Source organism: Hathewaya histolytica (assembly GCF_901482605.1).
GTDB classification, from domain to species: domain Bacteria; phylum Bacillota; class Clostridia; order Clostridiales; family Clostridiaceae; genus Hathewaya; species Hathewaya histolytica.
Genome location: NZ_LR590481.1, coordinates 321,702 through 334,109, shown reverse-complemented (window position 1 = coordinate 334,109; position 12,408 = coordinate 321,702). Strand labels below are relative to the sequence as shown.

The window sequence follows — 12,408 nt, the reverse complement described above, 5'->3', positions numbered from 1 at the left end:
TATAATTATATATATTATAAACAATTTATACCAAGAATCAATACCTTTAAATACCTTAGTATTATTTAGAACTCTATATTAATATAATTCATATAATAAAACATTATATAAAATAAGCCTAGATGAATATTTTATTTCACCTAGGCTTATTTTAGTATCAAACATATTTAGATATTAACTAAGTTAATTTTACTCTTCATTATCTTCCGCTCCTGAAGATTTTCTCTCTCCAGAAACTACTATAGCAAAAACTTCATCCTCTTCGTGAAGTATATCTAAGTTTTTATCAATTTCTATATCTTTTAACATAATTTTTTCACCGAAATCTTTGCTTCCCACATCTAAATTTATAGCTTCTGGTATCCCATCAGCTTTTCCTGTAACTTCAATCTCATCAACAAATGTCTCAAGAAGTAATCGTCTGTTTGTAAGATTTTCAATACCTTTGAAATTTATTGGAACTTTCACAGTTACATCTTCATTCTTACTAAATGCTTGTACATCTAAGTGCATTACTTCATTATTTAAATTATCTCTTTGAACATCTTTAACCACACAATTCTTTATATCATCATTTAGTTTTATCTGTACAATTGAAGCTCCTGTTGCTTTTCTTAAAAGACTTTCTACTTTAACTTTATCAAATTTTATTGGAACTGAACTACCACTCTCCTCCAGATACATAACTCCTGGAGTAAATCCCTCTTTTCTTACTTTTTTTCCTTTTTCATTTCTCTCTGCAGCTTTTATAAATAATTTACTCAAAATACTCGCCCCTTTCATTTATACCAAATGTGATGAGTAAGAGATTAATTACATTAGATTAATTTTATAATATTAAAATTCCATATTCAAGGATATAACCTATGATTTCCAATTATTTAATAATTACTTAATATCTTATTAACATTTGGTAATTTTGTAGTGCGATTTACATTTCTATATGCATTATATTCTAAATATCATAATCTCATAATCTACTGAATAAAAAAATTGCTTGCAGAATATAACACCTTAGATTTGTGCCTATACTGCAAACAATTTAAACTTATTTATCCTTTTTTATATTTATAAGAAAATATAGCATAAGATATAAAATCATACTTAGACTAGAAAAAAGAATTGTAAACTTTATACTCTTCTCATTTATATTATTGTTTAAAATATCTAATATTTCATTATAGTTTAAAATATCCCAACTATTTAACCTTATAAATCTACCAATGTATATTCCAAAACCACTTAAGATACTTACTATTATTACGAAAATCCATGAAATAAAATCATTAAATTTTTTTCTTACACATTGGGCATTTAAATATAGAGATACAAAACCTAAAAGATATCCCAACCAAGCACCTATAATCATTATAAAAAAGTCTTTCCATATATCAAAGTTGTCATTGAAAAGTATTTTAGATTGTCCAATTTTAAGTCCATAATTAGGATTGGGTATATAGAATTTATGATCAGAAAAATGCATTAAATCCGTAAATAAGTAAATTGTATTAGGATAGAATATGAGCCAAAGAAAGCTCAATAAAAATATGATAAATATGTATTTACCCTTTTGTTTATGCTGTATTATTTTATATATATAGCTTGATATAATAAAAGGAATCCATGCTAAAAATACATTCCATATCATAAATTCTCTATTTAATTTATATTCTTTAAACACAATCATACCATATAATATAGAAATTATAATAAGAAAGTTCCTGAGTGGTATAAAATTTATCTCACAGGAAGAATTAATATTTTTATTTTTCATACTACCTCCATATAAAACAACTTTATAATTAAGGTCATATCTACTTAATTAAAATTAAGCATATATGACCTTAATGTATAAAATATTAATTTATATTCCTAATAGCATTGTTGCCATGCTAAAGTATACGATAAGTGCAAAAGCATCTACAATAGTTGTAATTAATGGACTTGCCATTATAGCAGGATCTAACTTGAATTTTTTAGCTACAATAGGAAGTATTCCACCTACAACCTTTGCTAAAACTACAGTAAAAAATAAACTTATTGATACTGTAAGTGATATTTCGATTGACATTGATTCTAATAAATAAATTCTAAAGAAATTAAGTACTGATAGAACTAATCCAACTATCATACTTACCCTTAACTCTTTCCAAAGAACTTGGAATACATCTTTAAGTTCTATTTCACCTAAAGCAAGACCTCTTATAATTAATGTTGAGGATTGGGAACCTGCATTTCCACCAGTATCCATAAGCATAGGTATAAATGCTGCTAAGACTACAACTGATTGAAGTACATCTTCAAATTTCTTTATTATATTTCCTGTAAAAGTAGCAGAAATCATAAGTACTAATAGCCAAATAATTCTATGCTTTGCAAGTGAAAACACTCCAGTTTTTAAGTACTCTTCTTCTGAAGGCTCCATCCCTGCCATCTTTTGGAAGTCTTCTGTATTTTCTTCTTCTATGATCTCTACAATATCATCTATAGTTATTATTCCTACAAGTCTATTCTCATTGTCAACTACTGGTAAAGATGTGAATCCATATTTTTTAAATACAGCTGCTACTTCCTCTTGGTCCTCCAATGTATGTGTATATATCATTTCTGTACACATTATATCTTTAATCTTAACTTCATCATCACTTAAAATTAGCTTCCTAATGGATAATATACCTTCTAATTTTCTATTTTTATCTATTACATAACATGTATTAATGGTTTCCTTGTCTAAGGCTGTATGTTTTATCTGTTTTATAGCCTGTCCTACAGTCATTTCTTTTTTTAGGTCTACATATTCTATGGTCATTATACTACCAGCTGAATTTTCAGGGTATCTTAAAAATTGATTTATTAACCTTCTCTTTTCTTCATCAGTATTTTTTAATACTCTTTTAACTACACTTGCTGGCATTTCTTCTAAAAAGTCTACAGTATCATCTATAAATGATTGATTCATTATTCCACTAATTTCATTATCCGTAATAGATTCTACAATATGTCTCCTCTGGTTATTGGACATATATGAAAATACGTCCGCCGCAATATCCTTTGGTAGAATCCTAAAAACAATTATTAGTTCATCTTTCTCTAGTTCCTCTAAAAATTGAGCTATATCTACTGGATTTGTATGAGATAACTCTTCCTTAGCTTGAACTAATTTTTTATCCTTTAATAGTTCTAATATTTTTCCCATTGGTATACCTCCTATTTAAAGGAGAAACATCACCACTTCAGCAATAGTTATGGCTCCTCCTATATTAAATTGTAAAATTGTACATTTCCCACTCGATAAGGGGCTAGCATCCACAACTATCACCTACTTTCATTGAATATATTTTTTATATAATATTTAAATTAGTATACAAAATGTAAACTTGCCGTATAAATACGTACAAAGCACTATTTAATTCTATAACAGGATACTAATTTTGACAACCCTACAAATTACATAAAATATTTGTTATGATTATTTAAATCTTATTTTACTATAAATGATTTTATAAAATTTTATTTTATGTTCTTTTCAAGATATAAGTTCATTCTATATTTCCAAAATTCATATGTTTCTTTATTTATTTCTTTTATGAACTCTAGAAACTCATCTAAAACACCTAATTTATTTAGACCTTTCATTAGATGCCTTGGGTATAACACGCTTTTACTGTAATTATTTTTAGGGTCTATAACTACTAAATGTTTTTTATCTAATATATATATATCCTTACATCTTATATCTAGTTTCTTAAACTTAAGTCTTTTAAATTCTTTTATAAGATTAAATATCTCATAAGATAGTTCCTTTGTAATGCCATTTTCTTTTATATAATGATCTAACCTATGACCATTCACAAAATCTCTTACAATATAATTCTTTCCGCAATCATATACTTTAGGAAAGCATTTACTTTTCCTCGTCCTTTTTAATATGCTATATTCTTTAGCACATACATTTTCATCATTAAAAAATTTAACAATCCTATTCTTAGGAAGAATATATACTATTCCATTATGTCCACAACCTAAATATTTCCCCTTTTTTAAATAAGATTCCCCCTTACTATCTAAAAACATAGAAAACCCTTTTTTCTTTCCCACATACCTCACTTCCAAAATTATTACTATAATATATAGTATGTAAAATTAGAGGGACGGTTCATTAGAATATTATATACTGTATGTACAGTTTTAATCTCTAATTAACCATCCCATAAATTAAGCTTCTATATTATTGTATATATCTAAATCTAGTTCCTTTTCTGAACCTGCAACTATCACAGTACAAACTGCATCCCCTGTAATGTTCGCTGCTGTTCTAAACATATCCACTATTCTATCTGCACTTAGTACTAAAGCTATTCCTTCCATAGGAAGTCCTACCTGCTGTAACACCATAGTTAGCATTACAATACCTGCACTCGGAACCCCTGCTGTACCTATTGATGATAAAGTAGATGTTAAAATTATAATTAACTGTTGTTGAAAACTTAGATCGACTTTAAATACTTGAGCTATAAATATAGCTGCTACCCCTTGCATTATAGCTGTTCCATCCATATTTATAGTAGCTCCTAGAGGTATTGTAAAACTACTTACTTTATTTGAAACACCCATTTTTTCATTACAGGTTTCCATATTTAAAGGTATTGTAGCATTACTACTTGAAGTACTAAAGCCCATCAACATAACCGGCCAAAATTTTCTAAAGAACGTAATAGGACTAACTTTTCCCAAAAGCTTTAATGCCCCTGCATAAACTATAAAAGTATGAATTACAAGCCCAATCACTACTACTAATATATATTTTATTAATGAAAACAATACTGATGTACCTTGATTCATTATTACTTGTGATATTAAAGCAAAAACTCCTAATGGTGCAAATTGCATAACTATAGTTATAACTTTTAAAAGAATAGTATTTATTTGATCACATAATTCTATAACTGGTTTTGCCTTATCCCCTATAGAGGTAATGGCAACTCCAAATATAATAGCAAAGAATATAATTTGAAGCATGTCTCCCTTTACCATAGACTCTATTGGATTCGTTGGAATCATATTTGTAAACATATCCATTATAAAAGGTGCTTCTGCAGTTTTAACTGAAGATACTGTTTTAGCTATATTGTTCATACCTATACCTGGTTTTAGTACATTAGCCACTACCAAAGCCAAAGATACCGCGAATGCTGTTGTTAATAGATAAAATACTACAGTTTTTCCACCAATTCTTCCAAGCTTTTTTATATCTCCTATACCTGATATTCCTACTATTAAAGAAAATAGTACTAAAGGAACCACAACCATTTTTATGGCTCTTAAAAACATATTTCCTAGAGGTCCTAAAATCCATTTGATTGTAACAGCATTTATATCTTTAGGTAAAAATTTATTGAAAACTATACCAAATAAGATTCCCAAAACCAATGCTATAAATATTTTGCTCGTTAAAGAAATTTTCTTTTTTTTCATAGTTACCTCCATTAATTGCAATTTTTATATAAGCATTTCTTCATTTTGTCATTTATCATTTTTCTTTACCTTTATTATAATACACTATTTTTATAGCTTTTCAAGAGGTTTTGTGATTTTTTTATAATTTATTTATTTATTTTTTGCAATTTTAAGTATACTTTTCTTGCATTAATTCTTTTTGCAGAAAATTTATTACAATCTCTTTTTAGTATTTACAAGTATCGTATATGTTTTTTATATTTTGATTTATATTTAACCTTTTTCAAAAATGAAATTTTTTCATTCATCATATAAGTATCTATTTCATTTAATTTTTTTATCCATTTAGCCCCGAAAATATTCTTTAACTAACTTTATTATATAAAAATTAATTATCTAACTTATTCATAAAAAAACAAAAATCTACATCGAAGTATTCCCCCAATATAGATTCTTATTTTAGTAATATGGATTTTTTCCTTAATACACTTTTTTAATTAATCATGCTAATCTTTAAATCTTTTCCTTGTGCAAATTTTTCTAATAACTCACAAGTTTCATATAAATATTTTTCAATCTTGTCATTTCTTTTAAAACTCAATATTATTAAAATTAGATTTTCACAATTTTCGTCTACCATAGTTTTAACACTATCAGAAGTTGTAGAACCAAAAGCTCCTTCATAATCGTAAAATGCAGGTAAATTTTGTATCTTTATTTTCCCTCTGCCGATCCCTTCATATACGTCATCCGTAATCCCCTTTTTTAATGTTATATTCCCATTTATTTTATCAGCATTATAAGCACATACAGGAAGTTTACTTTTTAAAGAAATTAAATTATTTATATCTACTACATTATTCACTTTATAAAGTCCATTTCCCTTAACTACTCTTCTCATTAAAGACTCCGGTGCAACCCTATATCTGCTAGGATCATTTCCTAATTTTCTATATGCACATCTTGCTTCTTTAATTCCTCTTGCTTGAAGTACTTCCTCTAATGAGTAAGTGTTATATATTTCATCGCAAATCTTATTAATTGATTCCATAAGTTCATGAGAGGATTTATAAACCTTTACCGTACCTTCAATAACTCCAAGTGTAATCTCTCCATCTACTATATCTTTTAAAGTTTTATCTATGCTCAAATACACAAACATCACTCCCATAATCTTATTTTGTCATCTTAATATTTTTCTCTTTATGCTTTACACCTTATATGAACCAGGTATATATGATATATTTAATTTATTTGTACAAGGATTCTTGCTTATGTAGGCTTCTACCCTAAAAAGTTTTTTTATCATATCCTTTGTTAACACCTCTTCTGGTGTTCCAAATTTCACAACTTCTCCTTGACTCATAAGAAAAATTTTGTCACAATAAAATGCTGCTATATTTAAATCATGTATAGCTGAAAAAGTTGTTAATCTTTGTGACTTTATAATATCCATTATCTGAAGCTGATATCCTATGTCTAAATGATTAGTAGGTTCGTCTAATATAAGCACTTTGGCTTCTTGAACCAAAGCTCTTGCTATTAATACCCTCTGCTTTTCTCCTCCAGAAAGACTCAAGAAACTTCTTTCTTTAAATTCTTCCATACCTACAGTATGTAGCGCCTCTTCTGCTATGTTCATATCTCTTTTATTATCACTTTGGAACAATTCTTTGTGTGCAAACCTTCCCATTAAGACAATTTCCAAAACAGAGAAATCAAATTCAGTGCTATTTTCTTGAGCTACCACAGCCATTTGTTTCGCTATTTCTTTGTTAGTTAATTTAAATATATTCTTTTCATTTAGGTAAATACATCCTCCTGTAGGGGTGTAAATTCTATATATATTTTTTAATAGTGTAGATTTTCCGCATCCATTAGGACCAACTAATCCCACAAATTCTCCATAATTTATAGATATATTAATATTTTTTAATATGTCTATATTATTAATTTTATAAGTTATATTTTCAGTTTTTATATTATACATTATTTACCTCCAAAACTATAACGGCTCTTTCTGATTAACCATAAAAAGAAAGGTGCACCTAGAAAGGATGTAACAACACCTATAGGTAATTCCTCTGGTGATACTAAAACCCTTGCGAAAACATCTGCCCAAACTAAGAATATCGCCCCTAGTAAACTAACTAAGGGTATTAACTTCTTATGAGAAGAACCAACTATACTTCTAGCCATATGAGGTATTATAAGTCCTACAAATCCTATAATACCACTTACAGATACCATAATTCCTGTAAGTAAAGTACTTAATATAATAATAACTTTTCTAACTGTCCTTGTACCAACACCTAAGGTCATAGCTACATCTTCACCTAAAAGCATTGCATCTAGAGATTTATTTAATATAAAAGCTAATATTATAGATATAAATAATACTAAAAAGGTTGGTAATATAAAAGACCACTGACTACCGGCTAAGGATCCTGTCATCCAAAACATAGCAGAGTATAGTTTTTGAGCATTTTTTGATCTAAAAACTATAAAATTTGTTATAGCTGAAGACATAGACCCTACTGCCACTCCTGTTAATATCAACCTTGTAGTGGTAAATCTATTTTTTAAATTTGCTATTCTAAAAACTAATATTGTAGAAAGCAAAGATCCTAGAAAAGCTCCCACTGCTACTCCATATTGTCCAAAATAAGAAAAAGCTCCAAGTAAAATCGCTGAAACAGCACCTGTAGATGCTCCTGAAGAAATTCCCAGTACATAAGGATCTGCTAAAGAATTTTTTGTTAATGCTTGCATTAGAAGTCCAGAAATAGAAAGGCCTGCACCAACTAGTGCCGCTAAAATTACTCTTGGAAGTCTTAAATCCCATATAATATTTTCCATAGAACTAGGCCAAACTATTGCAAAAACTTCCCTATTAATTATTTTATTACTCACTATCTTCCATACCCAAGAGGGATTTATATGTACAGAACCATAAGTTATAGCATATATTATTGATATTAAAAATATAGGTATTAGAAAAAAATATAAAATACTAGTTGGTATTTTTCTTATCTTTTTAAACATTATTCCTCCCCTTTATATTATCTTAATTATGTTAACATAAAAACAGTCAACTATAGTTTTTACAACTTTACAATTTCCTACTCCTTCAATCATATACAAAAGTTTTTATTCTTATATTAATAAATCCTTCTTCAATATTATCATAAAACCTCACACATTTTATTTATATCTAAAAATATGATAATTTTTTTAGATATAAATAATAATTTTTACAATATTAATGTTAATTATGGTTATATAAAACAAAAAGCATCCCTCATATGAAGGATGCTTTTTTATTAACTTATATATTTAAATTTATAGAGAGGTTTAAATTATCGTATTTCCATAGTTTCCATTAATTCTTCTAAATTATCTAGGTTATCAAAAATAAATGTTTTAGCTTTATATTCTCCTTTTTCTGGTACACTTACTTTTGTTAGAAGTTGAACTTCTTTCCCTTTTTCTACTACTGCTTTTTCTGAGCTATACTTTATAAATTTACCTTCTTCATTATAAAGAGCTGTTATTAAAAATACTTCTTGATTAATAGCTTTATTATTTCTAATCTTAATCCTTGGTTGTAACAATGAACCATTTACTATTTTAATATCTTTTGTAATATTTTCTATAATTAATTCTTCTTTTATTTCTTCTTTTCCATTACTAATTATATCTAAAGTGTGCCTAACTAATTCAGGTTTTGGTTCTCCTTTAGATATCTTAGCAGAATACCTACCTTTTTTCGGAATATCAACAACAGCTTTTCCATTCTTATCTGTTATATGCTCACCTATGCCTTCAATTGATATTTTAACTCCTTCAATAGGGGTTCCCTCTTCCATAGTGTCTGTTATGATAAAAGTAACCTTACCACTTTCCTCTTTTACATTTATTTTAGGTATTTTAGTTAAAACTGCATCATCCGTATAAACAGACATATAAAGAACTAATTCTTGAACATTAGAAACTCCGTTTTCATCGGTCATTTCTTTATATGCAGCCATTCCAACAGATGGCAAATCTATTGTTCCATCATTTTTAACTACATAATATGACCATCCTTGTCTTGGTTTTTGCCTTTCTCCAAGTATGCCTTCTACAAAATACCCCATACCTGGTAGTTCCTTTCCTTCTACATTCTCTTCTCCTACAGCTTTTCTTAAAACTTCTATAGGTGTAGTTTCAGTATCAAATTCATAAGATATTTTATCTTTATATAGAGTTTTTTGTGCTCCTTCTACTCTTACTTTTATATCAGATTTATGCTTTTCTACTACTACTATTTCTACAGTTTTTTCAATTATACTATTACCTTTTAGGAAAGCCTTAATTGTTACTTTTCCAGGTGATATCGCTTCTATATCGCCATGTTCATTTATCTTGGCTATATTTTCATTAGAACTTGCCCATGATACTATTTTAGTATTATCTATTTGTTCTAGAGTATTTATAGCATTTCCTATAGGAGTCACTTTTTCCCCTACTCTTAATCTTGTCTTATTTAACGAAATATTTATATCTTTTATCTCATCTTTTAATAATGTAAAGTTTACACTGCTTTCTATTGTTGTATCCTTAACTTTTGCTGTGATTGTTACACTGCCTTCTTTTAAGACTTTAACTAAACCATCATTTACTAAAGCTTTTGTGTTATCTGAGCTTTCCCAGGTAACTTCTGCATTACTTATAAGATTCTTCTTATCATCATAAACATTAGCTTTTAATGATATTTCTTCACCAATTAATCTTTTTTCTCTTCCAGAATTAATTATATTTAATTCCTTCGCTGTACCTGTTATAGAGTCTGTATCTTTTAACTTTAGTTTTTCAAACATTGATTGGTTTTCTATTAAATCAACTAAGGCTCCAAAAGCATGGTAAGTAGACCTATAATCTAATCCTACTTTATCTCCACTCTTAGAATATCCCCAGTTCACAGGAGTGTCCCCTGCATACTTAGCCATAAGCATAGAATCTAACATAGTCTTTCCATTTTTAATCCACTCTGTAGAGTTTAATGGAGATATTCCATTTGCTATAAGACCTTGAATTACAGCACCAGTTGCAACCGGACTATTATTAAAATATCCCTTTGCTAAATTAAATCCACCTTCATTATTTTGTTTTTCTTTTAAGAAATTAATCAAAGTGTTTTTTGTAGCTTCTACACCTTTAAAGTTTTTATATTTTCCTAAAGCTGTTAGTACAATTCCTTCTACCTTAATTTCTTCATATCCAACAGCATCTTTATATTTATCACTGTCTACCATATCAAGTAAAGCTTTTATAGCAAATTCTCTATTATAATCAGCATTTGCCATATCTAAAGCCAAAATAGCATATGATAGAACATCCGCTTTATCCTTATCCATTTCGGAATTGTACAAAAATTGTCCTTTTTCTTTACCATTTAATATCTGTGTGCTTCTTAGCATGTCAACATAGTTTACATTCTCGTAATCTCTTGGATTTAACCCCGCACCTATTAAAGTTATAATAGTTCTTGATATATTAAATACTGAATTGTTGCTTGTATATTTATATATATTTTCTTTTATATGATTTTGGTCCATTCCAGCAATTCTTGCAGCTGGAGATGCTAAAAATTCATATGAATTATATACCTTAAAGTGTTCCTTTAAAAAGTTTATTTCTTTAGTTATTTCCTCTTTTTGTTTTTTTGTTAATCCTTCATTTCCTTTTACTACTAAAGTAAAACTCTCTTTTACCTCTGGCTTACTTTTAACCTTTGCTACTATATTTACCGTGCCTGGTTTTAATGTTGTAACATTACCTTTATTTATTGCGGCTATACTGGAATCAGAGCTTTCCCATATTATCTCTTCATCCTCTAATAATAATTTATTTAAATCGTATACTTGTCCTAATACTGTAAACTTATCTCCTTCTACTACAGAAGTCTTAACATTAGAAAGGATTATTCTCGCTGGAATAGAACTTTCTATATATTTTATTTCTTTATAAGCTGAATTTTTAAATTTTAAATCTGTTAAAGCAAGCAACACTTCTTTTGCTGTAATTTGTGCGGAAAGATCTTTTTTGCTTTTATCTGATACTAGTGCATCTAAAAGACTTTTTCCATCCTTTATCCAAGAATCTCCTAATGGATTTTCTCCTATAGCAATAAGTCCTTGTACAGTTCTTGATGTTACAATGGTGCTATCATCTTCTGAATAAGCTGTTTTACTTCTAATAAACCCAGTATTGCTTTGTAATGACTTTAGATAATTTTTAATTCCTTCAATAGCCTCACTTACACCCTTTATGTCTTTATGATTTGAAAGTGCAACTAAAGCTAAGGCTGATGTTCCAGTATCTTCTCTAAATTCATTAGTCCACTCATCTTCAAAATCATCATATTCTTCAATACTTTCGCCAAGTTTTAATTTGTTTCCTTCCTTTTCAGAAAGACTTAAAAGCTGAGTTATAGCTTTTTGTTTATTGTAATTTTCTCCTACCATATCTAGTGCTAATATCATAAAAGTTAGTTTTTCAGGATTATTAACCTTATACATTTCTTCTTGTAATTTAATTATTTCGCTAACATAATTCTTATCATTAAAATCTCTTGGATTCTTTCCTGATGCTAATATTCCGATTATATTTCTAGCATAATTATATATATCTCCACCCGGAAATAAATTTAAATTATTTGCAATGTCTGATGTTAAACTCCCTGCTCTTCTTAAAGCTAAAGCAGTTATATAATCATAATTAAATGCAGAACCAAGATTTTTATCTAAACGTTGTCTTGATGCTTTAATTCCATCTTCTATAAGAGCTTCTTCATTTCCTTTGGCACTTACATTTAAAAAGCTAATACTGTTGAATACAGTAAGACACATCATGATTAAGGCTAGAAATAAAGCTGTTCTTTTAGTTCTTTTTACATTACTCATATAT

Annotated in this window: 9 protein-coding genes; all 9 read right to left on the bottom strand. The window is 28.1% G+C overall.

Features of this window, described 5'->3' with window-relative positions:
* Positions 1-189: 189 nt before the first annotated feature.
* The 9 genes from FGL08_RS01600 to FGL08_RS01560 all read right to left on the bottom strand — a co-directional run bounded on the left by FGL08_RS01600 (position 190) and on the right by FGL08_RS01560 (position 12,404).
* Positions 190-765 (bottom strand): 50S ribosomal protein L25, encoded by a 576-nt coding sequence (locus FGL08_RS01600; protein WP_171011946.1) that lies wholly within the window; start codon positions 763-765, stop codon positions 190-192.
* Between the two features lie 283 nt (positions 766-1,048).
* Positions 1,049-1,774 carry a DUF1361 domain-containing protein gene (locus tag FGL08_RS01595; RefSeq protein ID WP_138209143.1) on the bottom strand — a complete coding sequence of 242 codons (726 nt, stop codon included), beginning with the start codon at positions 1,772-1,774 and terminating at the stop codon, positions 1,049-1,051.
* Positions 1,775-1,864: 90 nt separating this feature from the next.
* Positions 1,865-3,196 (bottom strand): magnesium transporter, encoded by a 1,332-nt coding sequence (gene mgtE, locus FGL08_RS01590; RefSeq protein ID WP_138209142.1) that lies wholly within the window; start codon positions 3,194-3,196, stop codon positions 1,865-1,867.
* 314 nt (positions 3,197-3,510) lie between these two features.
* Positions 3,511-4,074, bottom strand: coding sequence for a protein kinase (locus FGL08_RS01585; protein WP_138211233.1), 564 nt, complete (start codon positions 4,072-4,074; stop codon positions 3,511-3,513).
* Positions 4,075-4,215: 141 nt separating this feature from the next.
* Positions 4,216-5,475: a dicarboxylate/amino acid:cation symporter gene (locus FGL08_RS01580; protein WP_138209141.1), complete on the bottom strand. Its 1,260-nt coding sequence runs from the start codon at positions 5,473-5,475 to the stop codon at positions 4,216-4,218.
* Positions 5,476-5,950: 475 nt separating this feature from the next.
* The gene (locus FGL08_RS01575; RefSeq protein WP_171011945.1) at positions 5,951-6,613 is read right to left on the bottom strand and encodes a B3/B4 domain-containing protein; all 663 of its coding nucleotides are present in this window, start codon (positions 6,611-6,613) and stop codon (positions 5,951-5,953) included.
* Between the two features lie 54 nt (positions 6,614-6,667).
* Complete coding sequence (locus FGL08_RS01570; RefSeq protein ID WP_138209139.1) at positions 6,668-7,447, bottom strand: ABC transporter ATP-binding protein; 780 nt, start codon at positions 7,445-7,447, stop codon at positions 6,668-6,670.
* Positions 7,447-8,502, bottom strand: coding sequence for a FecCD family ABC transporter permease (locus tag FGL08_RS01565; RefSeq protein ID WP_171011944.1), 1,056 nt, complete (start codon positions 8,500-8,502; stop codon positions 7,447-7,449). The genes FGL08_RS01570 and FGL08_RS01565 overlap by 1 nt, the downstream gene beginning before the upstream one ends.
* Positions 8,503-8,816: 314 nt before the next feature.
* Positions 8,817-12,404: an Ig-like domain-containing protein gene (locus FGL08_RS01560; RefSeq protein WP_171011943.1), complete on the bottom strand. Its 3,588-nt coding sequence runs from the start codon at positions 12,402-12,404 to the stop codon at positions 8,817-8,819.
* Positions 12,405-12,408 lie beyond the last annotated feature (4 nt).

Coding starts and splice junctions, on each gene's coding strand:
- mgtE (WP_138209142.1), bottom strand. CDS start 3,196: ATGGGAAAAATATTAGAACTATTAAAGGATAAAAAATTAGTTCAAGCT.
- FGL08_RS01560 (WP_171011943.1), bottom strand. CDS start 12,404: ATGAGTAATGTAAAAAGAACTAAAAGAACAGCTTTATTTCTAGCCTTA.
- FGL08_RS01570 (WP_138209139.1), bottom strand. CDS start 7,447: ATGTATAATATAAAAACTGAAAATATAACTTATAAAATTAATAATATA.
- FGL08_RS01585 (WP_138211233.1), bottom strand. CDS start 4,074: ATGTTTTTAGATAGTAAGGGGGAATCTTATTTAAAAAAGGGGAAATAT.
- FGL08_RS01565 (WP_171011944.1), bottom strand. CDS start 8,502: ATGTTTAAAAAGATAAGAAAAATACCAACTAGTATTTTATATTTTTTT.
- FGL08_RS01580 (WP_138209141.1), bottom strand. CDS start 5,475: ATGAAAAAAAAGAAAATTTCTTTAACGAGCAAAATATTTATAGCATTG.
- FGL08_RS01595 (WP_138209143.1), bottom strand. CDS start 1,774: ATGAAAAATAAAAATATTAATTCTTCCTGTGAGATAAATTTTATACCA.